17 protein-coding genes are annotated in these 24,741 nt (G+C 67.5%); 6 read left to right on the top strand and 11 right to left on the bottom strand.

Annotated elements, in window-relative coordinates; all coding sequences use genetic code 11:
* Positions 1-64: 64 nt before the first annotated feature.
* The 5 genes from VG566_RS04205 to VG566_RS04185 all read right to left on the bottom strand — a co-directional run bounded on the left by VG566_RS04205 (position 65) and on the right by VG566_RS04185 (position 6,424).
* Positions 65-382, bottom strand: coding sequence for a hypothetical protein (locus VG566_RS04205; RefSeq protein ID WP_032960678.1), 318 nt, complete (start codon positions 380-382; stop codon positions 65-67).
* 142 nt (positions 383-524) lie between these two features.
* Positions 525-911, bottom strand: a complete 387-nt coding sequence (locus VG566_RS04200; protein WP_032960680.1) for an SseB family protein — start codon at positions 909-911, stop codon at positions 525-527.
* Positions 912-1,032: 121 nt separating this feature from the next.
* Entirely contained in the window at positions 1,033-2,748 is a 1,716-nt protein-coding gene (locus tag VG566_RS04195; protein ID WP_423172597.1) for an alpha-amylase family glycosyl hydrolase, read from the bottom strand.
* The gene (locus VG566_RS04190) at positions 2,748-4,235 is read right to left on the bottom strand and encodes an MFS transporter (protein WP_241884101.1); all 1,488 of its coding nucleotides are present in this window, start codon (positions 4,233-4,235) and stop codon (positions 2,748-2,750) included. The genes VG566_RS04195 and VG566_RS04190 overlap by 1 nt, the downstream gene beginning before the upstream one ends.
* A complete protein-coding gene (locus VG566_RS04185; RefSeq protein ID WP_241884100.1) occupies positions 4,232-6,424 on the bottom strand; it encodes a Six-hairpin glycosidase-like protein in 2,193 nt (730 codons plus the stop codon). Before VG566_RS04185 ends, VG566_RS04190 begins: the two co-directional genes overlap by 4 nt.
* Before the next feature lie 237 nt (positions 6,425-6,661).
* Between VG566_RS04185 and VG566_RS04180 the strand changes: the two genes are divergently transcribed.
* Complete coding sequence (locus tag VG566_RS04180; RefSeq protein WP_241884099.1) at positions 6,662-8,716, top strand: glycoside hydrolase family 97 protein; 2,055 nt, start codon at positions 6,662-6,664, stop codon at positions 8,714-8,716.
* 275 nt (positions 8,717-8,991) lie between these two features.
* Positions 8,992-11,748, top strand: coding sequence for a TonB-dependent receptor (locus VG566_RS04175; RefSeq protein WP_241884098.1), 2,757 nt, complete (start codon positions 8,992-8,994; stop codon positions 11,746-11,748).
* Positions 11,749-11,959: 211 nt separating this feature from the next.
* On the opposite strand, the gene VG566_RS04170 is transcribed toward VG566_RS04175, so the two are convergent.
* Entirely contained in the window at positions 11,960-13,573 is a 1,614-nt protein-coding gene (locus VG566_RS04170) for an alpha-glucosidase family protein (RefSeq protein WP_014646287.1), read from the bottom strand.
* A 214-nt stretch (positions 13,574-13,787) separates the two neighbouring features.
* Here VG566_RS04170 and VG566_RS04165 point away from each other — a divergent pair, with 214 nt between their 5' ends.
* Positions 13,788-14,786 carry a polyprenyl synthetase family protein gene (locus tag VG566_RS04165; protein ID WP_014646286.1) on the top strand — a complete coding sequence of 333 codons (999 nt, stop codon included), beginning with the start codon at positions 13,788-13,790 and terminating at the stop codon, positions 14,784-14,786.
* Positions 14,787-14,959: 173 nt separating this feature from the next.
* On the opposite strand, the gene VG566_RS04160 is transcribed toward VG566_RS04165, so the two are convergent.
* Positions 14,960-15,751: a dienelactone hydrolase family protein gene (locus VG566_RS04160; RefSeq protein WP_049404968.1), complete on the bottom strand. Its 792-nt coding sequence runs from the start codon at positions 15,749-15,751 to the stop codon at positions 14,960-14,962.
* A gap of 133 nt (positions 15,752-15,884) precedes the next feature.
* On the opposite strand from VG566_RS04160, the gene VG566_RS04155 reads away from it, so the two are divergent.
* Positions 15,885-16,478, top strand: coding sequence for an SMI1/KNR4 family protein (locus VG566_RS04155; protein ID WP_164165320.1), 594 nt, complete (start codon positions 15,885-15,887; stop codon positions 16,476-16,478).
* A 77-nt stretch (positions 16,479-16,555) separates the two neighbouring features.
* Here the strand turns inward: VG566_RS04155 and murD are convergent, their stop codons facing one another.
* The 3 genes from murD to VG566_RS04140 form a co-directional block, all read right to left on the bottom strand.
* A complete protein-coding gene (gene murD / locus VG566_RS04150) occupies positions 16,556-17,965 on the bottom strand; it encodes a UDP-N-acetylmuramoyl-L-alanine--D-glutamate ligase (RefSeq protein ID WP_164165318.1) in 1,410 nt (469 codons plus the stop codon).
* Positions 17,946-19,298 (bottom strand): UDP-N-acetyl-alpha-D-muramoyl-L-alanyl-L-glutamate epimerase, encoded by a 1,353-nt coding sequence (gene murL, locus VG566_RS04145; protein ID WP_100449583.1) that lies wholly within the window; start codon positions 19,296-19,298, stop codon positions 17,946-17,948. Before murL ends, murD begins: the two co-directional genes overlap by 20 nt.
* Positions 19,299-19,374: 76 nt before the next feature.
* Positions 19,375-21,969 (bottom strand): bifunctional aspartate kinase/diaminopimelate decarboxylase, encoded by a 2,595-nt coding sequence (locus VG566_RS04140; RefSeq protein ID WP_241884097.1) that lies wholly within the window; start codon positions 21,967-21,969, stop codon positions 19,375-19,377.
* A 75-nt stretch (positions 21,970-22,044) separates the two neighbouring features.
* Between VG566_RS04140 and VG566_RS04135 the strand changes: the two genes are divergently transcribed.
* A complete protein-coding gene (locus VG566_RS04135) occupies positions 22,045-22,917 on the top strand; it encodes a PhzF family phenazine biosynthesis protein (RefSeq protein ID WP_014646278.1) in 873 nt (290 codons plus the stop codon).
* Between the two features lie 130 nt (positions 22,918-23,047).
* The gene (locus VG566_RS04130) at positions 23,048-23,926 is read left to right on the top strand and encodes a PhzF family phenazine biosynthesis protein (protein WP_032957811.1); all 879 of its coding nucleotides are present in this window, start codon (positions 23,048-23,050) and stop codon (positions 23,924-23,926) included.
* A 166-nt stretch (positions 23,927-24,092) separates the two neighbouring features.
* On the opposite strand, the gene VG566_RS04125 is transcribed toward VG566_RS04130, so the two are convergent.
* Complete coding sequence (locus VG566_RS04125) at positions 24,093-24,524, bottom strand: OsmC family protein (protein WP_241884096.1); 432 nt, start codon at positions 24,522-24,524, stop codon at positions 24,093-24,095.
* Positions 24,525-24,741 lie beyond the last annotated feature (217 nt).

The following is a 24,741-nucleotide window of genomic DNA, read 5'->3' as shown; positions in this document are numbered from 1 at the left end:
TTGGCTTGGCCTTGCTGTAGTGCCGAGCCCTGCCCCGCACACCGTCCACGACAACCGCGAAGGTTCAGCGCACCGGGGCCTTCGGCCCCAGCAGCGCCAGCAGCACGAAGACCACGATCGAGGCGACGGTGCCAAGCACCGCCGGCAACCCGAATGCCCACGCCGGACGGCCCTGCTGGCGCGCCCACTGGCCCAGATGCCAGGCGGCCCCCAGGTTGATCAGCCAGGCAATGGCGAACACCGGCCACAGCACCATGCCCACCGCACGCAGAACAGGCATGGACACCAGTGCGGCGACGATGGCCGCGAACAGGAAGACCAGTGCGGAGCGGGAATGGCGTGATCGTGCCGGTGCGTCGGCGGGTGATTCGCTGAATTCCATGGAGAGAGCCTCGATCCCGATGTTGTCCAAAGGGGATCACGTACGGTGCCCGAAGGGAAGCTCTCTGTAGTATCGAGCCGTGCTCGACTGATCCGGCATTGCGCGAACGGCAGCCGAGCATGGGCTTGGCTCTACATGACAATCAACCCTGGGCGAAGTCCTTCAGGATCTCGCCGACGCCACTGGGCGAGATCTCGAAGCCCAGCGAAGTGCCCGGGTTGATCACCACGCCGTAGCCACCCGGCACGCGGCGCAGCACGTCCAGCATCCGCCAGCGGATCTGGTGTTCGGCCTGCTGGCTGTAGATGCCCACCCGCGACGGATCGGTGAACACGGCCACGTGCAGGGTGCCCTGCTTGTCGAACAGCAGCGGGTCGAAGCCGCTGCCATCGGGGGTCACCAGGCTGCCGGTCAGCAGTACCACCTCGGAGGCGACGAAGGCCTCCATGAAGGCGCGGATCGGCACCGACCCGTCCATCGCCGCCTTCAGCAGGGTTTCGATCGGGGTCTGCGGGGCGAGGTCGGTCATGGCGATACGGCGGGGCGTGAGGGGGGCCTATTGTGCCGGATATGGTCACCCCGGTAGTGCCGGCCGCTGGCCGGCACCTGAAGGTGCCATGGATTCATGGGTTGCCGGCCAGCGGCCGGCACTACCGCCCCAGCCGCACGTCCCGCGCCCGCTGGTCGGCCATCGCCTTGTCCAGCTCGGCCTGCAGCGCCGGCTGCTGCACGGCGGCATCGAGCACGTACACCTTCACCCCGTGCGCCGGCACTTCGGCCCTCAGGGAGGCATCCACCTGCAACGAACCGCCGTCCAGCGCATCACGCCAGCGGCCTGCCTGGACGTACCGCGCCACGGTGAAGGTCTTCGCACTGTCGCCCTTGTTCAGCAGCACCAGCGCGGTCTGCGCCACCCCGCCATGCTGCAGCACGCGGAAGAACACCGCCTCATCACCCTGCAGGCGCTCGTTCACCTGCAAGCCGCGCTGCAGCGCCGGAGTGGCTGCGCGCAGCCGGGCGATACGCTGCAGCGGCGCGAAGATCGGACTCTTCGGCGCAGCATCCACACGCGTCTGGCCGAAGTAGGCGCGATTGCCGGCATGCTCGGCACGGCCACGCATGAAGCCCGTCTCCGAGCCGTAATAGACGACCGGAATGCCGCGCGCGGTGAACAGCCAGTTGTGCGCATCGATGAAGCCGTTGTCACTGGCCTGCAGGCGCGGCATGTCGTGGTTGTCGTAGAAGCTCATCAGCTCGTACGGGTTGGCATACGGCCCACCCCTCAGGTGCAGCGGCTCGGCCAGGGTTTCAAAGCCCTTGCCGGCGGTGCCGAACGCCTGCTCCAGCGCACCACGCAACGGGAAGTCGAGCACGCTGACGTTGGCGTTGGCCGGCCAGGTGTGCTCTGCAATGCGCGCGGCATCGTAATCGAACGCTTCGCCGAACATGAACATGCCCGGGTGCTCGGCGCGGATGCGCTTGACGAAGGCATGCCACCACGGGTGCGGCAACCAGCCGATGGTGTCGATGCGCAGCGCATCCACGCCCTGCGCGGTCCATTGCAGGTAAGCACCGACCAGGTAGTCCATCACCGCCGGATTGTCCTGGTTGAAGTCGGACAGCTCGGCCAGGTTGCCATCGAAGATCGAGCCGTCCTTGCTGTCGACCGGTCCAATGTTGTTGTAGAACGCGTGCAGCGGGTTGTGCTTCGGATCCAGTTCCTGCGGCGGCAGGTTCTGGTGGTCGGCGATCAGCTTTCCGTCCTTGTCGAAGATCTGCCCGAACTGCGGCTGCCGTGTCGGCATGGTCCAGGCCGGCGAACCGTGGTTGCCTACGATGTCCAGCACCACCTTCAAGCCGGCACCGTGCAGGCCCTTGGTCAACCCGGCGAAGTCCAGGTCCTTGCTCGGCAGGTGCTCATCAAGTCTGTAGAAGTTGATGCCCCAGTAGCCGTGATAACCGGTCTTGCCGCGGTCGGTCAGCGTGCTGGTGCAGCTGATCGGCTTGCTGCCGGTAAAGGCCTCGTCCGGATTGTCAACGATGGGCGTGATCCACACCGCACCGAAGCCGAGGTTGCGGATGTACTGCGCATTGTCGAGCACGCCACGGAAGTCGCCGCCGAGATAGCCGATGTTGCCGTCCACCTTGTCCGGGCAGGGCACCGGGATGTCGAAGGTGCGGAGCTTGCCGCCCTGGTCACGATGGTCATTGGACGGGTCACCGTTGACGAAACGGTCGGTGACCACGAAGTACACCGCATCGCTGGCGAACGGTTCGGTGGTGCCCACATAGTCCGGGCGCGGCGCGGCCGCCGCATGGCCAGCCAGCAGCATCAAGGAAACAGCAACAGACAACGCAGCACGCATCACACCACCTCCGGACGGGACGGAACCCACAACACGCACAGGCCGGCAATGAACAGGCTGCAGCCGCCCAGCACCAGCACATGCATTGGCTGGCCGCCCAGCAACGTGCGCAGGGCGAAGCCGAGTGCACTGGCCGCCACCAGCTGCGGGATCACGATGAAGAAATTGAAGATACCCATGTACACGCCCATCTTCGATGCCGGCACGCTGTCGGACAGCAGTGCATACGGCAGCGAGAGGATGGACGCCCAGGCGAAACCGACGCCAACCATCGACAGCAGCAACCAGTGCGGATCGCGGATGAACATCAGCGAGACCAGGCCGGCACCGCCCAGCCACAGGTTGACCAGATGGCTCCAGCGCAGGCCGATCGCGCGCACCATGAGTGGAATCAGCACCGCCGCCAACGCGGCGAACCCGTTGTAGGCGCCAAACAGCACGCCCACCCAGTTGGCACCCTCGTTGTAGGCCGCCGACTCTGGTTCAGTCGAACCGAAATGGGCGCCAGCCACCGCGGCGGTGGTGTAGATCCACATCGCAAACAGCGCGAACCACGAGAAGAACTGTACCCACGCCAGGCGACGCATGGTGACCGGCATCGCGCGCAGGTCGCCGACGATGGCGGCCAGCATGTGCGTGGCCGGCAGCGTACGCGCGAGCGCCAGCAGCAGGCCATAGCCGGCACACAGGCCGGCCAGCACGTACAGCATCCGGTCGCCCTGCCGCCAGGTGATCAGCAGCGCCAGCAGCACGCCCAGCCCCAGCCATGCGGCCACCTGCACCCAGGGCGCCGGGCCGCTGATCGGCGCTGCTGCGTGATGTGCCGGAGGTTCGGCGTCATCGAAACCGGCCAGCTCCGCCGGTGAGTATTCGCGGGTGCTGACCACCGTCCAGGTGATTGCCGCCAACAGCACCAGCGCGCCGAAGTAGAACGCATAGCGCACGGTATCAGGCACCTCACCTGCGGCAGCCGTATTGGCGACCCCGAAGTGGGCCAGGATGAACGGCAGGAAGCTGGCGACGATGGCGCCCACGCCGATGAAGAAGCTCTGCATGGCATAGCCGGCCGGACGCTGGCGCGGCGCCAGCTGGTCACCGACGAAGGCGCGGAACGGCTCCATCGACACGTTGATCGAGGCATCGAGTACCCACAGCGTGCCGGCGGCGATCCACAGCGTCGGCGAGTTCGGCATCACCAGCAGCGCCAGCGTGGTCAGCACCGCTCCGATCATGAAATAAGGACGGCGGCGCCCCCAGCGCGTCCAGGTGCGATCGGACAGGTAACCGATCACCGGCTGCACCAGCAGGCCGGTCAGCGGCGCGGCGATCCACAGCCCGGGCACCGCGTCGATGTCCGCGCCCAGCGTCTCGAAGATGCGGCTGGCATTGGCGTTCTGCAGGGCGAAGCCGAACTGGATGCCCAGGAAGCCGAAACACATGTTCCAGATCTGCCAGAACGACAGCTGCGGCTTGGCGGAACGATTCATCGTGCGCCCTCTGCCGCGGCCACCGGCGCCACCATCAGCGCCTGCACATGGGCCTGGTTGAGCACGCCATCGCGCCCGCCCTTGCCCCCGGTGTAGTGCGCGAAGTGCTGCAGCGCGCTCATGTTGAAGCCTTCTTCAAGCGTGACCGTGCATCGGCCCTTGGGCACCGTGAATGTCGCCGAGGTCGAGTCCTGCATGGCCACGTTGTGCGGCAGGGTGACGGTGTGCCGCTGCAACGGCTGGCCCGGGCACTGCAGCACCAGCTGCTTCACCGCAGCGGTGACGCCGGTGTTGATCGGCCCGTTCGGATTGCGGTACTGCAGGCGCAGGCGCACCTGCCCGGCCCTGGCGGGGGTGAACTGCCAGCGCTGCGTACCCTTCAGTCGCTGCTGCGGACCGACGCAGACCATCGGGCTGTGCAGCGATTCAATTGCACCGTCGCGCCGGGTCAGGCTGAGGCAATGCTGCAGGCCATCGTCACCGATGCGTGCCAGGCCATTGCTGGCGGCGAGCGCCCGGCCGTCCTGCCACAGCACCTGGCCTGCAGCGACCACGACATTCCAGCCCCTGCCCTTGCGTTGCACCTGCGGTGCGGCCGGCGTGGCCGGTGCGCGCGCATCTGCGTCGGCCGTCGTCGCCGTGCTGCGTGGCGCCGCTGCGGCGGGCACCAGCTGCACGGTGGTGGTGGCGCCACGGGTCTTCACCTTGCCCGCCACCAGCAGGCCATCACCCACCTGCTTCGGTCGCTCCAGCACATAACGCCTGCCATCGGCCTCCAGGGAGATGCGGCGCTGATTGCCGAACAGTTCGGGCACCAGCACGGCCGGCAGCTTGGGCTGCACGCGGCCATCGTCCTGCACGCCGAACACGCCCTCGACCACCATCGACAGATAGCCGGCCACCGACCACAGCTGGCGTTCGGAGTTGACCACCGGGCCGCTCAGCACGCCCTCGTCAACATGCACCGCCTGGCTGACCAGCTCGTAGTTCTCCATGTTGGAACCGGCCAGCGCGGCGCCCTGCATCAGCGAGCGGATCTCGGCGGCGATGCGCGGTGCATCGTCCAGCTGGCGCGCCGCGCGCAGCGAATAGGCACTGACGAATGGCCAGATCGCGCGGTTGTGGTAGATCGGCTGCTGCGCCTCCTGCGGCCACACCACCGGACTGCCGGCCGGCCCCATCGGATAGGCGGCCAATGCACGGCGCGCGCGCTCGGGTGGCAGCACCTCGGCCAGGATGCCCAGCGACAGGCCAAGCAGATCGACCTTGGCGTACGGCACCGGGTGCGCGGCCTCGCCGATGTAGCTCATGTACTGGCCGATATCCTCGCGCCAGAAGCGTGCATCGATCTGCTGCGCCAATGCATCGGCCCAGGCCTTGTAGTCGGCCGCGCGGGCATCGCCGTGCTGCCCGGCCAGGCGTTCGGCCAGGCGCAGTGCCTGGTAGTGCAGCACGTTGGTGGACAGTGCGTAGGAATCACCGATGAAACGCACATCCTCGCGGGTCCAGTCTGGATAGGTCTGCTCGCGCCAGTCCAGGAAGGAGGTCTCGCCGCGGTACAGGCCCATCTGCGCGTCGAACACCATCGCGCGGTCCTGCGCCAGCGTGCCCTGCAGCGCCTGCCAGACCTGATCGGCAAACGCTCGGTCCTCCAGCAGGTGGCGTGCCGCCAGGAACCACACCACGCGATCACTGCTGATCGGCCAGCTGCCGCCGGAACCGGTGTCCTGCGCCACGAACAGGCCGGGCGTACGCCCGTCACGGGCTGCCGACAGCTTGAACTGCAGCGACTGCCGGGTGCGCTGCGGGTCCAGCCGCGCCAGCGCCAGGTCGGCGGCGAAGCTGACATCACGGGTCCACACATAGGGCCAGCGTGCCCCGGTCTGGAAGCACTCGCACGGGACCGGCCGACCCTCGTCGAACGCCGGATCGCGGATCGCGTCCACGCGGTCCTGGGACATCTCCTGCTGGGCCAGCGCGAACAGGGCATCGAACATCACGCTGCCGGTCTGGCTGCGCATCGGTGCGGCTGCGATCTGCACTGCGCCCTTCGGCGCATGCAGCACGAAGCTGCCCTTGGCAGCGGCTTCGGCGCGCGCATGGCGACCGTCGAATTGCAGGTCGGCCGCCTGCGCGGTCGATCCCAGCGCTGCCCCCAGGGCAGCGGTCAGGCAAATGATCTTCAGCATCGAAGCGGCGGACCGGCTTGCGCCCGTCGGCCTCCCTCCCTCTCTGCACGCGTTGTAGGTCCGCACCGTCGTTGCCGGCGGGCGGGCGCGGCCCCTCCCTCAAGGTGCCTGGGCCCCATGGTAGACGCGGGGCTGTCGGCTGCGTCCAGTTGCATACGTATTCATGGCATCGCGCGGTGGCGCGCCCGCCGCGCTGGCTTATGGTCCGGGTCTGCCAACGGCGCCTTGGGAGGGGAATTGCCGATGTCATCCACTGCTGTACGCGCGGTGTTCGCGCACATGCTCGGCCTGGCCCTGATCGGGTGGGCCACGCTGGTACAGGCCGCGCCACAGGTGGCCAGCGTCGAATCGCCGGGCAAGGTATTGAAGGTCAGTCTGCTGCTGGACGGCGGCACCGCCCGCTACCGTGTCGAGCGCCTGGGCGACACCGTGGTGGAGGATTCGAAGCTCGGCTTCGCCCTGCGCGACGGTCGCCTGGACCGCGATTTCGCCCTGCTGGGCCAGCAGCGGCGCAGCGTCGATGACACCTGGGAGCAGCCGTGGGGCGAGCGCCGGCTCACCCGCAACCACTTCAACGAGCTGACCGTGCAGCTGGCTGAAACCACCGGCCGCAAGCGGCGGCTGGATGTGGTGTTCCGCGTCTACGATGATGGCCTTGGCTTCCGGTATGTGTTCCCTGAGCAACCGAACCTGCGCGAAGCCATCATCGATGACGAACTGACCGAGTTCGCCATCGCGCCCGAATCAACCGCTTGGTGGATTCCCGCCGGCGAACCGATCCACTACGAATACCTGTATCAGCGCACGCCGCTGCGCGAAGTGCCGCTGGTGCATACGCCGATGACCCTGCGCAGCCGCGATGGCCTGCACGTGGCGATCCACGAGGCCGCGCTGGTGGACTATGCCGGCATGTGGCTGCGGCGCACCGAGGGGCAGCGCCTGCGCGCGCAGCTGTCGCCCTCGGCCGAAGGCTGGAAGGTACGCCGCACCCCGCCCTTCGCCACGCCGTGGCGGACGCTGCAGATCGCCGATCGTGCCGGTGGCCTGGTTGAATCGGACCTGGTCCTCAACCTCAATGAACCCAACGCGCTGGGCGATGTGAGCTGGGTGAAGCCGGCCAAGTACCTGGGCGTGTGGTGGTCGATGCACCTGGACAACGAGAGCTGGGCAACCGGACCGAAGCACGCGGCCACCACCGCCAAGACCAGGAAGGTGATCGACTTCGCCGCCGCGCATGGCTTCCGTGGCGTGCTGGTGGAAGGCTGGAACCCGGGCTGGGACGGCAACTGGGTGGGCAATGGCTACGACTTCGATTTCACCCGTGCCACGCCCGATTTCGATATCGAAGCGCTGTCGGCGTACGGCCTGAAAAAGGGTGTGCACCTGATCGGCCACCATGAAACCGGCTGCGCCATCGAGCACTACGAGGACCAGCTGGGCGCCGCGCTGGACCTGTACGCACGGCTGGGCGTGGACCAGTTCAAGACCGGCTACGTCTGCGACGATGGCCAGGTCGACCGCCGCAACCCCGCGGGGGGCCCACTGTGGCGCGAGTGGCACGACGGGCAGTTCATGGCCCGCCACCACCTGAAGGTGGTGCAGGAAGCCGCGCGCCGGCATCTGTCGGTCAACCCGCATGAGCCGATAAAGGACACCGGCCTGCGCCGCACCTATCCCAATTGGATCTCACGCGAAGGCGCGCGCGGCATGGAATACAACGCCTGGGGCCAGCCGCCGAACCCGCCGGAGCATGAGGTCAACCTGGTGTTCACCCGCATGCTGGCCGGGCCGATGGATTACACCCCCGGCATCCTCAGCCTGAAGGACCGCCACGGCCAGGCCATTCCCAGCACGCTGGCCCGCCAGCTTGCCCTGTACGTGGTGCTGTACAGCCCGATCCAGATGGCCGCGGACCTGCCCGAACACTACCTGCAGCATCGCGAGGCGTTCCGTTTCATCGAGGACGTGGCGGTGGACTGGGAGCAGAGCCGCGTGCTCGATGGCGAAGTGGGTGACTACGTGACGATCGTGCGCCGCGACCGCAACAGCCGCGACTGGTTCCTCGGCAGCATCACCGACGAACACGGCCGCGTGCTGCCGGTACCGCTGGGCTTCCTGGAGCCAGGCGTGCGCTATCGCGCCGAGATCTACCGCGATGGTGAAGGCGCTGATTTCCGCAGCAACCCGTTCGCGTTCGCACGCGAAACCCGCGAGGTGACCAGTGCCGATGCACTGACGCTGGTGCTGGCACCGGGCGGTGGGCAGGCCATTCGCTTCACGCCCATCCATTGAACGTTTTCCTACCTGCGCTCCCGTAGCGCCCGAGCCCATGCTCGGGCGGCGGTGCGTAGCACCGAAACGCAGCCGAGCATGGGCTCGGCTCTACCGAACAAGGCACCTGAAAGCGATTACAACCCTGCAGACGCCATTGAATACGTATGCAGGGTGATTCCCGCGAAGAACGCGCTGCCTACCATAGCGGCGACGACAGCGGCCACCGCGTCGCACGTTCACGGCCCCGCCGGAACGCTCACAAATCGATCTGCAACATTGCCTGGGAGGGGAAAATGTTGAACCACAAGCGCAGCGCGCTGAGCATCGCGCTGGCCGTTGTCCTGGCGCCGACGCTGGCGTCGGCACAGTCCACGCAGAACACCACCACGCCGGCCGGCACCGCCGCCACCAACCTGGATACGGTGCAGGTCACCGGCATCCGCCGCGGCATCGAGAGCGCGATCGCGGTCAAGCAGGACGCCACCTCGGTGGTCGAGGCAATCTCCGCTGAAGACATCGGCAAGCTGCCCGACGTCAGCATCGCCGAATCCATCTCGCGCCTGCCCGGCCTGGCCGCCCAGCGCGTGGCCGGGCGTGCGCAGGTGATCAGCGTGCGCGGCCTGTCGCCGGACTTCGCCACCACCCTGCTCAATGGCCGCGAAGTGGTCAGCACCGGCGACAACCGCGGCGTCGAGTTCGACCAGTACCCGTCCGAGCTGGTCAACGGCGTGACGGTGTACAAGACCCCGGACGCGGCGCTGGTCGGCCAGGGCCTGTCGGGCACCATCGACATGCAGACCGCGCGCCCGCTCAGCTTCGGCGAGCGCGTGATCGCGGTCAGTGGCCGCTACCAGAAGAGCTCGCTGGGCCGCGCCGCCAACACCGATCCGTACGGCAACCGCTTCAGCGCCAGCTACATCGACCAGTTCCTGGACAAGACCCTGGGCATCGCCATCGGCTACGCGCACAGCGACATGCCGATCCAGGAGAACCAGGTCGGCCTGTACGAGCCGTGGACCACCGAGCACACCGACAAGGGCGACCGCCCGGGCGTGGGCGCCGGCACCTACTTCTCCGATGGTATCAAGGCGCTGCGCCGCACCGGCAACAACAAGCGCGACGGCGTGATGGCCACGATCCAGTTCCGCCCGAACAACAGCTGGACCAGCACCTTCGATGCCTTCCACACCGAAGCCGAGCAGATCGACACCGCCAACCAGTTCGAGCTGAACCTCAGCAACTACAACGGCAACTACACCCCGGGCCTGCTGGTCAGCAACCCGCATGTCAACGCCAACGGCTCGTTCACCGGCGGCACCGCCAGCGGCGTGTATCCGCTGGTGCGCGGCATGTACAACAAGCGCAAGGACAAGATCGATGCGTTCGGCTGGAACAACGAGTTCAACTTCGGCGGCGTCAAGCTGGTCGCCGACCTGAACTACTCCAAGGCCACGCGCGACGAGCTGAACCTGGAAAACAACCTGCAGCTGACCCCGATGCCGCAACTGGATACGGTCGGCGTGTCGATCCGCCAGGACGGCTTCTCGCAGATCAGCCCGGGCCTGAACTACTCCAACCCCGATGCGCTGTTCCTGACCAACACGATCTACGGCTCCGGCTACGGCAAGGTGCCGCAGGTGGAAGACCGCCTGAAGGGCGGCAAGCTGGCTGCCACCATCGCCCTTCCTGATGCCATCGCCTCATGGGCACCGGACATCGACATCGGCGTGAACTATGCCGACCGCCGCAAGGTGAAGACCCAGTCCGAAGGCAACATCCTGCTCGGCGCACAGGGCGATGCCAACATCGCCTCGGACCTGCAGTACCGTCCGGTGGACCTGGGCTTCGCCGGCCTCGGCACCATTCCGGCCTGGAACGTACCGGCCGCTGTGGGTCGTTACATGACCTTCAACCCGGTCGACAACCTGGACTACCTGATCCCCAAGTCGTGGACGGTCGAAGAGAAGATCACCACCGCCTGGGCGCGCCTGAACATCAACACCGACATCGGTGAAGTGGGCGTGCGCGGCAACATCGGCGTGCAGATGCAGCACACCGACCAGAGCTCGGATTCGCGCTACTGGGACAGCTCGCAGTCAGCCGGCAACAACGTGCAGCCGTATTCGAACGGCCGCACTTACAACGACTGGCTGCCGAGCTTGAACCTGGCCTTCATGTTCCCCCACCAGCAGACGCTGCGCTTCGCCGCCGCCAAGCAGGTCGCGCGCCCGCGCGTGGACCAGATGCGCGCCGGCCTGGAGTTCGGCGTGGATACCGGCACCGGCCGGCCGGGCGGCAGTGGTGGCAATCCGCTGCTGGATCCGTGGCGCGCCACCGCGCTGGACCTGTCCTATGAGAAGTACTTCGGCGAGAAGGCCTACGTGGCTGCCGCGATCTTCTACAAGGACCTGAAGAGCTACGTCTATACCCAATCGGTGGACAACTACGACTTCACCGCGCTGCTGGGCAGCTACGTGCCGCCGCCGGGCATGACCGCGCCGGTGCTGACCACCGGCACCTTCTCCGCGCCGCAGAACGGCAAGGGCGGCACGTTGAAGGGCCTGGAACTGACCGCATCGTTCCCGCTGGACATGCTGACCGACAGCCTGCGTGGCTTCGGCCTGCAGGCCAGCGCGACCTTCAACAAGAGCGACATCACCATCCTGGATCCGGAGAGCGCCTCCAGCGTGGGCAGTGACCCGATCAGCCTGCCGGGCCTGTCCAAGCGCGTGTACAACTTCACTGCCTATTACGAGCGCAGCGGTTTTGAAGCACGCGTCAGCCAGCGCCGGCGGTCGGACTTCATCGGTGAGATCGGCAACTTCAACGGCAACCGCAGCCTGCGCTATGTCGTCGGCGAAAACGTGACCGATGCGCAGGTCAGCTACACCTTCAGCGACAGCAGCGCCCTGCGTGGCCTGACCCTGCTGCTGCAGGGCAGCAACCTGACCAACGAGCCGTACCGCACCTACGCCGGCAGCAAGGACCGCCCGCTGGAGTACATCGAATGGGGCCGCACCTACATGCTGGGCGTGAACTACAAGTTCTGAGGCAGCGCCGGGCCCTGCCCGGCAGCCCGGACCCGGTAGTGCCGGCCGCTGGCCGGCAACAGAAAACAGGGAGCAGGACCGGAAACCCGCTGCGCAGGCAGCGGGTTTTCCTTTGCGCGGATGCCGGCCGCTGGTCGGCAAGGCCCAGCCACAAAAAAGGGACGGGGCGCTTCGGCCCCGTCCCCGCAAGTACCGCCACCGGAGAAAACGGTCAGCTGCGTCGGGCGCAATACACCGCGCGTGGCGGCAGCTGGAGTTCATTGCCCTGCACCGTGCCCGCATCCGGGCCCGGTACCACCACCTGCTGCCAGTTGCCCGGCGGCAGCGGATGGCTCACCGCTTCGGCCGACAGGTTGAAGGCCAGCAGGAGGGTTTCATCTGCAAGCATACGCTCGAACAGCAGCACGGGCTCGGCGCTTTCAAGAAATCTGATGCTGCCATGCAGGAGGGCCGGCTGGGTATGCCGCCAGGCCAGAAACGCGCGGAACGCCGCCAGCACCGAATGCGGGTCGCGCTCCTGCACGGCGACCGCCGCGGCCCGGTGTTCGGCCGGGATCGGCAGCCAGGGCTGGCCGGTGGTGAAGCCGGCCAGCGGTGCATCGGTCCACGGCAGCGGGGTACGGCAGCCGTCACGGCCCTTGAAATTCGGCCAGAAGGTGATGCCATAGGGGTCCTGCAGGGCCTCGAACGGCACCTCGGCCTCGGCCAGGCCCAGCTCCTCGCCCTGGTACAGGCAGACCGAACCGCGCAGCGAGCACAGCATCGCCACCAGCATCCGCGCCAGGCGCGGGTCGGCGGGGTGGCCGCCCCAGCGGCTGACCGCGCGCTCCACATCGTGGTTGGACACCGCCCAGCATGGCCAGCCTTCGGTCATCGCTGCTTCCAGGCGCGAGACCGTATCGCGGATGTAGGCCGCACTGTAGTCGTCCACCAGCAGCTCGAAGCTGTAGCCCATGTGCAGGCGGCCATCGCGGGTGTACTCGGCCGTGGTGGCCAGCGAGTCTTCCGAAGAGATCTCGCCCAGGCTGACCGCCCCCGGGTAGTCGTCCAGCAGCGCGCGCAGGCGCTCCAGGAACGGCAGGTTCTCCGGCTGCGTGTTGTTGTAGTAGTGGTACTGGTAGGCGTACGGGTTGTCCGGGCTGAAGCCGCGCCCCACCCGCTTGTCGGCGGGCTTGGCCGGGTTGTCGCGCAACTGTGCGTCGTGGAAGCAGAAGTTGATCGCATCCAGGCGGAAGCCATCCACGCCGCGGTCGAGCCAGAAGCGCACGTTGTCCAGGGTCGCCTGCTGCACGTCCGGGTGATGGAAATTCAGGTCCGGCTGGTCGACCAGGAAGTTGTGCAGGTAGTACTGCTCACGGCGCGGCTCCCACTGCCAGGCGCAGCCGCCGAACAGCGACAGCCAGTTGTTGGGCGGGGTGCCATCCTCGCGCGGGTCGGCCCAGACGTACCAGTCGGCCTTCGGATTGCTGCGGTCCTGGCGGCTCTCACGGAACCACGCATGCTCGATCGAAGTGTGGCTCAGCACCTGGTCGATCATCACCTTCAGGCCCAGGCCGTGGGCCTTGGCCAACAGGCGGTCAAAGTCGTCCAGGCTGCCGAACAGCGGGTCGACATCGCGGTAATCGGCGATGTCGTAGCCGAAGTCGGCCATCGGCGACCTGAAGAACGGCGAGATCCAGATCGCATCCACGCCCAGCGCGGCAATGTGGTCCAGGCGCTGGATGATGCCGGGCAGATCGCCCACGCCATCGCCGTTGGCATCGAGGTAACTGCGCGGGTAGATCTGGTAGATGACGGCTCCGCGCCACCATGGATAGTGCGACATCGACAGCCCCCCTCCGGGCATGCGGGACCCGCCGGCAGCGGGCCGAAATCCTGATCCGGCAAGCTTAGCGGCGGGCTCCCAGGCATGGCGCAACCTGCATACGTATTCACGCGGAGGGCCGCGCAGGCCGGGCTGGAATTGCCGCTCGGGCCGGTTTGCGCCCGAATTCACGGCCAGCGCCTATAATCGGTGGTGAGCCTGAAAGCCTGATCGCATGACCATCACCGAAGACACCCGTCCCGCCCTGGGCCTGCCCCAGATCCAGTCGCTTGCCGCGGCCGACATGGCCGCCGTCGACGCCCTGATCCGGCGCCGGCTGTCCTCGGACGTCGTGCTGATCAACCAGATCGCTGACCACATCATTTCCGCCGGCGGCAAACGCCTGCGCCCGATGCTGGTGATGCTGGCCGGCCATGCGGTCGGCCAGGCCGGTCCGGAGCACCACCAGCTGGCGGCGATCATCGAGTTCATCCACACCTCCACCCTGCTGCACGACGACGTGGTGGACGAATCCAGCCTGCGCCGCGGCCGCAGTACCGCCAACGCACTGTGGGGCAACGCGCCCAGCGTGCTGGTCGGCGACTTCCTGTACTCGCGCAGCTTCCAGCTGATGGTCGAGCTGGAGCGCATGCCGGTGATGCAGATCCTGGCCGACGCCACCAACCGCATCGCCGAGGGTGAAGTGCTGCAGCTGCTGCACGTGCACAACCCGGACACCGACGAAGCCGCCTACCTGCGCGTGATCGAGCGCAAGACCGCGGTGCTGTTCGCCGCCGGCACCCGCCTGGGCGCGCTGGCCAGCGGCGTGGATGAAGCGACCCAGCAGGCCTTGTTCGACTACGGCATGCACCTGGGCTACGCGTTCCAGATCGCCGACGACGTGCTGGACTACTCGGCCAACGCCGAGGAGCTGGGCAAGAACCTGGGCGACGACCTCGCCGAGGGCAAGGCCACGCTGCCGCTGATCCACGCGATGGCCCACTCCGACAACGCCACCCGCGAGCGCCTGCGCACCATCGTGCAGGACGGTGACGCCTCGGCGATGCCGGAAGTGCTGGCCGCGATCCGCGCCACCGGCGGCCTGGAGTACAGCCGCGCGCGTGCAGAGGAATATGCCGAAGCCGCCGAGCGCGCGCTCGATGGCCTGGGCGACAACGATGCCGTGGCCGCCCTGCGCGGCCTGGCCCGCTACGCGGTGCAGCGCTCGCATTGACCGGCTGAGGTGTGCCGACCAACGGTCGGCACCCACCAAACCGGCATTCCGGTGGGTGCCGACCGTTGGTCGGCACTGAAGCATCGGTAGTGCCGGCCGCTGGCCGGCATTCCCGATGACATCCGCAGCATCATGAGGTTGCCGGCCAGCGGCCGGCACTACCACTGCACGAATCAACGTTTCTCGAAGCGTTCCTCGAAGAACTCATCCAGCGCCTTCCACGCGCGCTTGGCCGCCCGCTCGTTGTACTGGCACCCCGGCGGACTGTTGGCATCGCGCTCGGCGAAGCAGTGCACCGCCCCGCTGTAGTTGGTGAACTCCCAGTCGACCTTGGCCGCGTTCATTTCCCTCTGGAAACCAGCGATGTCCTCGGCAGTCACGCTCCTGTCGTCTGCGCCGTTGAGCACCAGCACCGACGGATGGCTGCCACCGGCCTGCGCCGGCAGCGGTGAACCCAACCCACCGTGCAGGCTGACCACACCGGCCAGCGGCGCACCGGCACGAGCCAGTTCCAGCACCGTGGTGCCGCCGAAACAGAAGCCCACCGCGCCGATCCGGCCGGCATCGAGCGGCACCTTGCCCGCCTGCGCCCTGAGCACGTTCACCGCCTCCAGCGCACGTGCGCGCAGCAGCGGCCTGTCATTGCGCAGCTTGGTTGCCACCGGCCCGGCCTCGGCATCGGTCTTCGGTCGCACGCCCTTTCCGTAGACATCGGCCACCAGCACCACGTAGTCATCGCCGGCCAGCTGCTTGGCCTTTTCGACCGCCGATTCGTTCACGCCCTTCCAGTTCGGCACCATCACCAGGCCCGGGCGCTTGTCGTTGTCGCCGTCGTCATAGACCAGCACGCCACTGAAGGTCGTGCCCTGGTGTTTCCATTCCACCGGCTGGGTCTTCATCGCCGCCCACGCCGGCATCGCCGCCAGCCCCAGGATCACCGCCACACCGCATCGCCAACGATTCATGCGCCTGCTCCGCAAGAAAAAGGGGACGGAGGGGATTAAGCCGCATTTGCCCCTCCCGCGTCGCATTCTGCATTGGCGACGTGACGCAGGTGTGGTTGGATACGACTTAATCCCCTCCGTCCCCATTTTCCGTATGAACATTGTTGACCGCTTTCTGTCTGGCCTGAACCCGCGCCTGCCTGCTGATGACGCCTCGCAATGGATCCACGTCCAGGGCGCCAGCGCCGAAGACCTGCAGCGCCTGCGTGTGCAGTGGCCGCAGGTGCCGGACAGCCTGGTCGAACTGCTGTCGCGCGTGGATGGCACCCACTTCCGCGAGTACCCCGGCGGCGAGGTCTGCGTGCTGATGCTCGGCTCGGACGTGGAGGACGGCGGCTATCCGTACTACCTGCGCTCGGTCGCACAGATCTTCGAGGACCAGCGGCAGTGGCACGACAGCATCCGTTCCATCTATGAAGAGTGGCTGGATGACGAACCGGAGATCCTCGGCGAGGGCATCGACGCGGATCTGCCGATGAGCCGTCGGCTGTGCTTCTCGCACTGCATGAACAATGGCGGCACCTCGATGCTGTACCTGGATTTCGATCCCGCACCGGGTGGCACGGTTGGACAGGTGGTGCGCTACCTGCATGATCCGGACAGCTACGCGGTGATCGCGCCCAGCTTCGATGCCTACCTGCAGCAGCTGATTGACGGCGATTACGCGTTCATCGACGAAGATCTGTAGATCCACGCCATGCGTGGATAGCTGCACAGGATCCCGCCGGGGTCAGAGCCCTTTCCTGCGGAAAGGGATCCGACCCCTCACCCGATACCCAGCCCGGAAATCGCGCTGATGCTGTCCGGATCGAAGCCGGCCAGCTCGGCGAAATGACGTCCGCGCGCCACGTAGTCGCGGTATGCACCAAAGCTCGGTGCACCCGGCGACAGCAGCACCACCCCGCCCTGTTCGCCCAGCGCGGCGCGCGCCAAGGCCATCGCCTCGGCGAGATCGCCCGCCGCATGCAGGCCGAAGCGACCGGCGTCGGCCAGCGGCTGCAGCATCGCGTGGATGCGCGGGCCGTTGCTGCCCATGGTCACGATCTCCACCGGCGGCACATCGTGCGCCATGTGCTGCATGAAATCGGTCCAGTCCAGGCCACGGTCGTGCCCGCCCACCAGCAGCGCGATGCGCTGGCCGGCGAAGCACTCCAGCGCAGCCAGGCTGGCATGCGGCGTGGTGCTGATCGAATCGTTGACGTAGGTCAGGCCATCGGCCACGCCGATGCGCTGCAGGCGGTTGGGCAGCGGACGGAAGTCCTGCACCGCCGGCGCAAGCGCCGCGCCATCCAGCCCCAGCGCTTCCAGCGCGGCCAGCACCGCGCACAGGTTGCCACGGTTGTGGCGGCCCGGTAGCGGCGTGTTGCGGGTATCAAACACGGCCTGCTCACCGCGATGCACGATGTCGCCGCGCATGTGCCAGCCCTGCGGCTGGTTGAACCAGACCACTTCGCTGTCAGGCAACGACAGCGCGGCAAGACGCGGATCGGCGGCATTAAGCACGGCGATGCGCGGTGCGGCTTCAGTCACCAGCCGCAGCTTGTCTTCGATGTAACGCTGTTCGCTGCCGTGCCAGTCCAGGTGTTCCGGGAACAGGTTAAGCACCACCGCCACCTGCGGGCGGGCGCCACTGCGTGCCACCTCACCGGTCTGGTAGCTCGACAGTTCCACCGCCCAGTACTCGGGCGCGGGCTGGGGATCCAGCACTTCCAGCAGCGGCAGGCCGATGTTGCCGACCAGGCCGGTGCGGTGGCCGGCCGCGCGCAATAGATGCGCGACCAAGGCGGTGGTGGTGCTCTTGCCCTTGGTACCGGTCACGCACACGGTGTCGTGCACGATGCCATCGTCGGCCGCGTGTTCGGCGAACCACAGCGCGGTGCCACCAATGAAGCTGGTGCCCTGCCCTGCAGCCGCCAGCGCGATCGGCTGGTAGGGGCTGATGCCGGGCGATTTGATCACCACGTCGAACGCGGCCAGCGCTTCAGCGGAAGGCTCGCCACGCACGTCCAGCGCGCCCTTCGTTTCCGCACGCGCCGCCTCGACCTCGGACGCCGGGCAGAACAGGCTCAATGCCAGCGTGGGCAGGCGCGCGCGCAGCACCGCAAACGCGGCGCGGCCCTCACGGCCCCAGCCCCACAGCGCGACGCGCTTTCCTTCAAGCTTCGAAATCTTCACGCACCCGTTCCCACAGCGCAGCTGGAACACGGTGCTCACCCTGCAGCTGCAGCAGCGGTGCCAGTTCCAGTTCGGCGGCATCCAGCTGCGGCTGGATCTCGTTGCAGAAGCGCTTCACCAGCACGTCTTCCTTCCACTCCGGGCGCTGTGCCAGGGTCGCCATCGCCGCACGCGATTCGCGGCCTTCGCCCACGCACTCGAACGGCTTGTGGTCCTGGAATTCAAGCAGCGCATCGAAGCCAGCGGCCTGCTCGGCATCGTCCAGCAGGTTGCGGCCGAAGATGCGCACCAGGCGCGTCTTGGGCATGAATGGGGCCAGCGCCAGGAACACGAAATGGCATTTCGGGCAGACGCCGCACCAGCGGTTCACCGGGCGCTCGCCGAGGATGTGGAAGTTGCGGTTGCAACTGGAGAAATGCGCGTCGTAGAAGTCACTCTTGGCGAACTGGCGGGCCACCGCCAGCTCGGACATCGGGCGCAGCAGCGAGTAGTACTGCAGGTCCGCCGCCACGTACTTCTGCACATGGCTACCGAAGGCCTGCTCGCAGGCCCACCCCTTGGACCACTGGTGGTTCACTTCGCCGGTGCCTGGAATCTGGCTGCCGTAGCTGGCCGAGCGCTCGTTGGAGAACACGACCTGGTCCACGCCGTGCAGCAACGCGGCCAGCACCATGATCGCCGAGTTCACCACCGTCACCGGGATATGGCCGTTCCAGGCGCCCTGGCGGTTCAACTCGAACAGTTCCGGTGCCAGCGTGCGGCCCAGGTTCAAGGTCGGCAGGCCAGTGCGCTCGGCGCACGCACGGATCAGCTGCGAGCCACCGATCCAGGTCACGGTCTCGTCCACGCCGGCACGGCGCAGCGCTTCGATGCTGACCAGCGAATCCTTGCCGCCGCCGATGGCCACCAGCGCATGCGGCTGCAGGCCCAGCGCCGGCGCCTGCACGGCCTCGCCCTGCACCGGCAACCGGAAGCGGCCGCGCAGGTTCAGGCCGTTGCGGTAGGCGAATTCGCCCAGGCCGTTGAGGTAAATGGTCTCCACCAGCGCGGCGGTATCGGCATCGATGCTGTAGCTGTCGATGCTGACCGTATCCGGTACGCCGGCCTTGTAGTAGCTGACACCGGCGATCAGGTGCAGCAGCTGCAGCGCGCGCTGCACGGCGGCGCTACGCGCTTCGTCCAGCACGAACGGGGCGCCGGGCACGGTGATGGTTTCCACCATCTCCGGGCCGTCATCGAAGGCGTAGACCAGCCTGGCCACGCCGGTATCCGCGGCGAATTCGCAGCGGACGAAGCGGAAGCGGGAAACCTGGTGTTTGTCGAAAGCAGTCATGGTGTATCCGGTCAGGCACGGGCCCGCGCGATGGCGCGGGGCGTGTCGGTGGGCGGGTGCAGGGCGCGCGCGGTGGTCATTCGATCACGTCTTCGCGCGGCAGCATCCGCTGGTTGTAGGTGTTGGCCATCACATAGCCGTACGCGCCGGCGTCGGCGATCAGCATCACGTCGTCCGGCGCAGTTGACACCGGCAGCTTGCGGCGCTTGCCGAACACATCGCTGGATTCGCAGATCGGGCCGACCACATCGAACGCCGCTTCGGCATAACCACCCTGGCGGCTGAGGTTCTCGATGTCGTGCCAGGCGTCGTACAGCGCCGGGCGCATCAGCGTGTTCATGCCGGCATCCAGGCCCACGCGGCGCACGCCGTCCTTTTCCACCACCTGGGTGGCATGGGTCAGCAGCACGCCCGATTCGGCCACCAGGTAGCGGCCCGGCTCGATCGCCAGGCGGAATGCCGGGTGCAGCGCCTTGACCTCGGCCAGGCCCTCGGCCCAGGCGTCCAGGTCGAACGGCTCGTCTTCGTCGCTGTACGGAATCGGCAGGCCGCCACCGATGTCGATGGTGTGCACGCTGCCGATGCGGCGGGCGAAGCCGGCCAGCTCATCGCACATCAGGCGCCAGTGCTGCGCGGTTTCCACGCCACTGCCCAGGTGCGCATGCAGGCCGACCACGCGGCTGCCCAGCTCGGTGGCCGCGCGCACGAACTCGTCCACGCGGGCGATCGGCAGGCCGAACTTGGACTCCTTGCCGCCGGTGCGGACCTTGGCATGGTGGCCTTCGCCACGCCCCAGGTCGACGCGCAGCCACAGCTCGCGGTTGCGGAACAGGTCCGGCCAGCGCTGCAGCGCTTCGACGTTGTCGACGGTGACGGTCACGCCAAGGGCGAACGCCGCCTCGTACTCGCTGCGCGGGCAGAAGCTGGGAGTGAACAGCACGCGCCGCGGCGACAGCTCCGGCAGGTGCTGGAACACATGCTTCAGCTCGCCGTACGAGACGCACTCCAGCCCGAAGCCCTCGGCTTCCAGCAACTGCAGGATGGCCGGATGGCTGTTGGCCTTGATCGCGTAGTAACGCTGGTCGATCGGCTTGATCGCGGCCAGCGCGCGGGCGCGGGCGCGTACCGTCGGCAGGTGGTAGACATAGCGCGGCGTACCGGCATCGGCCAGCTGCAGCAGGTGCGCACGCTGGCCGCGCCACCACGGCGTGCCGCGCGGGCGCACGGTGCCGGCAATCTCGCGCCAGCGCGGGCCGAACACTTCGGTTTCTTCCACCGGCATCGCACCGCTGTCGATCAGCTCGGCATGCAGGATCGGCAGCAGGCCATCGGCATCGGCCTCGTCGATGACGAAGGTCAGGTTCAGGTCGTTGGACGACTGCGAAATCATGTGCACGCGCTCGCGGCCGAAGGTGGCCCACACGTCCGACAGCTTGTGCAGCAGAGAACGCATGCCACGGCCGACCAGGGTGATCGCCGCGCACGGCACGATCACCTTCACCTTGCAGATCTGCGACAGGTCGGCCGACAGCGCGGCCAGCACATCGGTGTTGACCAGGTTCTCGGACGGGTCCAGCGACACGGTGACGTTGGTCTCGGCCGAACCGATCAGGTCCACCGACAGGCCATGCTTCTTGAACAGGTTGAACACATCGGCCAGGAAGCCGACCTGCTGCCACATGCCGATGCCTTCCATCGACACCAGCACGATGCCGTTGCGGCGGCTGATCGCCTTGACGCCTGGTACCGGTGCAGCACTGCCGTCAATGCTGGTGCCCGGTAGTTCCGGACGCTCGGTATCGAGGATGGCCATCGGCACGCCTGCATCGCGGCACGGCTTGATCGAGCGCGGATGCAGCACCTTGGCACCAGTGGTGGCGATTTCCTGCGCCTCGTAGTAGTCCAGGCGGGTCAGCAGGCGCGCGTCCGGCACATCCTTCGGGTTGGCACTGAACATGCCCGGCACATCGGTCCAGATTTCCACGCGGCTGGCGCCGAGCAGCGCGCCGAAGTACGCCGCCGAGGTATCCGAGCCACCACGGCCGAGGATGGCGGTACCGCCATCGGCATGCCGCGAGATGAAACCCTGGGTGATCAGCAGGCGGGTCGGCTGCGCGCGGAAGCGCTGCATCCACTCCGCGTCGGCACGCCACTGGCAGTTCACCGACAGGCGCTGCGACCAGTCGCTCTGGTTCGGCTGCGGCGGCATCGCGTCCAGCCACTGGCGGGCATCCATCCAGCCCATGTCCAGGCCCGAGGCGCGCAGGTAGGCCGCGCCCAGCGTGGACGACAACAGTTCGCCCTGGCCCAGCACTTCGGCCTGCCACTGCAGCGGACGGGTGGCCGCACGCGGGTCGTCGAGCAGGCCCTGCAGTGCCGCCAGGCGCTCGGCCAGTACTTCGCGGCCCAGGCCCAGTTCGGCCAGGAAGCCTTCATGGCGTTCGACCAGCGCGGCCACGCGATCACGGCTGTCCGGCGCGCCATCGGCGATCGCGGTCAGTTCGTTGGTGACCCCGGACAGCGCCGACACCACCACCAGCACGCGCGAGCCGGTCTCTTCCGCGCGTTTTTTCGCCAGCTTCCCGATCGTGTCCCAGCGGTGACGACGCGACACCGAAGTGCCGCCGAACTTCAGTACGATCCAACGATCGACAAGGGGGGAAGCTGACATGGATTGGCTATGTAGAATGTGGGGAAGCCGCCCTTGGGGGCGGAACCTTTGATTCTAAGCGCAATATCCCCGTAGATGGCCCTCCTCCGTTACCTGCAGCTCGATGTCTTCGCCTCCCGCCCCGGAACCGGGAATCCACTGGGTGCCCTCCTGGACGCCGATGCGCTCTCCGGCGAGCAGATGCAGGCCCTGGCCGCCTGGCTGAACCTGTCCGAGACGGTGTTCTTCCTGCGCCCCAGCGCGCCCGGCGCCGACTACCACATCCGCATCTTCACCCCGACCCGTGAGCTGGCCTTCGCCGGCCACCCGAGCGTCGGCGCGGCCTGGGCGGCGGTGAGCTGCGGCCTGGCCCAGCCTCGCGACGGCGCCCTGCTGCAGCAGTGCGCGGCGGGGGTGCTGCCCGTGCGGGTGAGCGGCCCGGCCGAAGCACTCCAGATCCAGCTGGCCAGCCCACCGGCGCGGCAACTGGCGACTGGCGCAGATGCGGCACCCGAAACACTGCTGGCCCTCGCCGCCAACGGGCACGTGCCCGAACTCTGGGACAACGGCGCGCGCTGGTGGCTGCTGCCGCTGCGCGATGCCGCCGCTGTGCGCGGCCTGGCGCCGGACATGGCCGCCCTGCGTGACTGGAGCCTTGCCACCGAGGCCACCGGCGTGGCCGTATTCGCCGACGAAGCCGGTACCGACCACACCCGTGTGGTGCGCGCATTCTGCCCCGCCGATGCGGCCAGCGTGCCGGAAGATCCGGTCACCGGCAGCGCCAATGCCCTGATCGCTGCCTGGCTGCGGCAGCGCAACGCCCTGCCCGGCCGCGAGGGCCACTACGTGGCCAGCCAGGGCCGCGAAGTCGGCCGCGATGGCCACGTGCAGGTGCAGGTCGACGCGCAGGGCACGGTCTGGATCGGCGGCCAGGTGCAGCCGGTCATCGACGGCCACCTTCGCTGGTAGCGCACGAAAAAAGGGGACGGAGGGAATTAAGTCGCTTATGGCACTTGGGGCACAAGCGACTTAATTCCCTCCGTCCCCTTTTTTGTGCCCCGCGCTACGCTATGCCGCCTGTTTACTGGAGTCCTGCCTGATGTCCACCCGCCGTTTCCTGCAGCTGGATGTGTTCTCCCCGCGCGCCGGTGCCGGCAATCCGCTGGCCGTGGTGCTTGATGCCGAAGGCCTGGACGATGCCAGCATGCAGGCCATTGCGCGCTGGACGCGCCTACCCGAGACCACCTTCGTGTTCCCGCCGCAGGTCGCAGGCGCCAGCTACCGGCTGCGCATGTTCAGCCCGCAGAAGGAGGTCCCGTTCGCCGGCCATCCCAGCGTCGGCACCGCGCATGCGGTGCTGCAGGCGGGCCTGGCCGCGCCAGTCGACGGCGTGCTCGTGCAGGACGGCATCGCCGGTGCGCTGCCGCTGCGCGTGAGCGGCGAGGGCGCGCAGCAGCGCATCGCCATCCGCACCCCGCGCGCGCAGCTGGCGGAGATCGCCGAGGCCACCGACCCGCGCCTGCAGGCGGCGCTGAAGGATTGGCCGCTGGGCTCGCTGCCGCCGGCGCGCATGCAGGGCGGGCGCAGCTGGTGGGTGGTGCAGGTGGCCGATGAAGCGGCACTGCGCGCACTGCGCCCGGACTGGGACGCGGTCGCGGCTCTGGCCGAATCCACCGACAGCATGGGCGTGTTTGCCTACGCCTTCAGCGATGGCGGCGAAGGCTTCGATCTGGCGGTGCGCGCCTTTGTCGGCAATGGCCGCCGCTTCGAGGACGCCGCCTCCGGTGCTGCCAATGCGGTGCTGGCCGCATGGCTGGACCTGCGCGATGCGCTGCCGCGGGGCCGTGAATCGTTCGAAGTCAGCCAGGGCCGCGAAGTCGGCCACGACGCGCGCCTGACCCTGCGCGTCGATGAAGACGGCGAGGTCTGGTCGGGCGGGCAGGTGCAGACGGTGATTACCGGCACCCTTGATTGGTGATCGCGCTGGCGGGTGGTAGAGCCGAAGGCAGCGGCAGGAGCCGCTGCCAACGTCGGACGCGACGGCCCGGAGGGTGGCGGCCAGGAAGGCCACCATAACGCTGGCCGGCTGCTACATGGACCCCGGCATCATGCGGTTGCCGGCCCGCGGCCGGCACTACCGTGGCTCAGCCCAGTTCGGCTTCCAGGCTGATCGGCACCGCGCTCAGCGCCTTGGACACCGGGCAGTTCTGCTTGGCGTCATCGGCAATGGCACGGAACTGTGCGGCGTCGATACCCGGCACCATCGCCTTCACCTTCAGCCGGATCTGCGACAGCTGCGGCCCGCCCTCCAGGGACAGATCTACGTTGGCCTCGGTGTCCAGCGAGGTCGGGGTGAAGCCGGCCTCACCAAGCTTGGCCGACAGCGCCATGGTGAAACAGCCGGCGTGCGCGGCGGCGATCAGCTCCTCCGGATTGGTGCCCTTCTCGTCGCCGAAGCGGCTGTTGAAACCGTAGCGGGTCTTGTCCAGCAGCCCGCTCTGCGGCGTGCTCAGCTGTCCCTTGCCCGACTTCAGATCGCCTTCCCAGTGCGCGGTGGCGTGTCGCGAGATTCCCATGTGCTGCTCCTGCGTGGCGGTGATGAACGGCCACTCTCGCACGGGACGCGTTAGCCCTGCGTCGCTCCGCCGCATGCCGCACGTCCGCCGGACATCGGACAGCTGGTCACTTCTTCGCCAGACCGACGTGGACTTTTCCCTTGTTTTCAGTGGTTTCGCACATTCCAGCAACGGGCAGGCAGCAGCCATCGCGCACGCTGCAGCGCCCCCGTCCCCC

The sequence above is a fragment of the Stenotrophomonas sp. CASM114 genome, assembly GCF_049384325.1.
Lineage (GTDB): Bacteria > Pseudomonadota > Gammaproteobacteria > Xanthomonadales > Xanthomonadaceae > Stenotrophomonas > Stenotrophomonas muris.
This window is presented reverse-complemented; position numbering and strand designations above follow the sequence as displayed.

Bases quoted from the DNA above. Each gene is read 5' to 3' on its own strand.
- VG566_RS04185 (WP_241884100.1), bottom strand. From the start codon at position 6,424: ATGCTGAAGATCATTTGCCTGACCGCTGCCCTGGGGGCAGCGCTGGGA.
- VG566_RS04135 (WP_014646278.1), top strand. From the start codon at position 22,045: ATGGCCCTCCTCCGTTACCTGCAGCTCGATGTCTTCGCCTCCCGCCCC.
- VG566_RS04170 (WP_014646287.1), bottom strand. From the start codon at position 13,573: ATGTCGCACTATCCATGGTGGCGCGGAGCCGTCATCTACCAGATCTAC.
- VG566_RS04125 (WP_241884096.1), bottom strand. From the start codon at position 24,524: ATGGGAATCTCGCGACACGCCACCGCGCACTGGGAAGGCGATCTGAAG.
- VG566_RS04200 (WP_032960680.1), bottom strand. From the start codon at position 911: ATGACCGACCTCGCCCCGCAGACCCCGATCGAAACCCTGCTGAAGGCG.
- VG566_RS04140 (WP_241884097.1), bottom strand. From the start codon at position 21,969: ATGTCAGCTTCCCCCCTTGTCGATCGTTGGATCGTACTGAAGTTCGGC.
- VG566_RS04175 (WP_241884098.1), top strand. From the start codon at position 8,992: ATGTTGAACCACAAGCGCAGCGCGCTGAGCATCGCGCTGGCCGTTGTC.
- murL (WP_100449583.1), bottom strand. From the start codon at position 19,298: ATGACTGCTTTCGACAAACACCAGGTTTCCCGCTTCCGCTTCGTCCGC.
- VG566_RS04160 (WP_049404968.1), bottom strand. From the start codon at position 15,751: ATGAATCGTTGGCGATGCGGTGTGGCGGTGATCCTGGGGCTGGCGGCG.
- VG566_RS04205 (WP_032960678.1), bottom strand. From the start codon at position 382: ATGGAATTCAGCGAATCACCCGCCGACGCACCGGCACGATCACGCCAT.
- VG566_RS04190 (WP_241884101.1), bottom strand. From the start codon at position 4,235: ATGAATCGTTCCGCCAAGCCGCAGCTGTCGTTCTGGCAGATCTGGAAC.
- VG566_RS04155 (WP_164165320.1), top strand. From the start codon at position 15,885: ATGAACATTGTTGACCGCTTTCTGTCTGGCCTGAACCCGCGCCTGCCT.
- VG566_RS04195 (WP_423172597.1), bottom strand. From the start codon at position 2,748: ATGCGTGCTGCGTTGTCTGTTGCTGTTTCCTTGATGCTGCTGGCTGGC.
- VG566_RS04165 (WP_014646286.1), top strand. From the start codon at position 13,788: ATGACCATCACCGAAGACACCCGTCCCGCCCTGGGCCTGCCCCAGATC.
- VG566_RS04130 (WP_032957811.1), top strand. From the start codon at position 23,048: ATGTCCACCCGCCGTTTCCTGCAGCTGGATGTGTTCTCCCCGCGCGCC.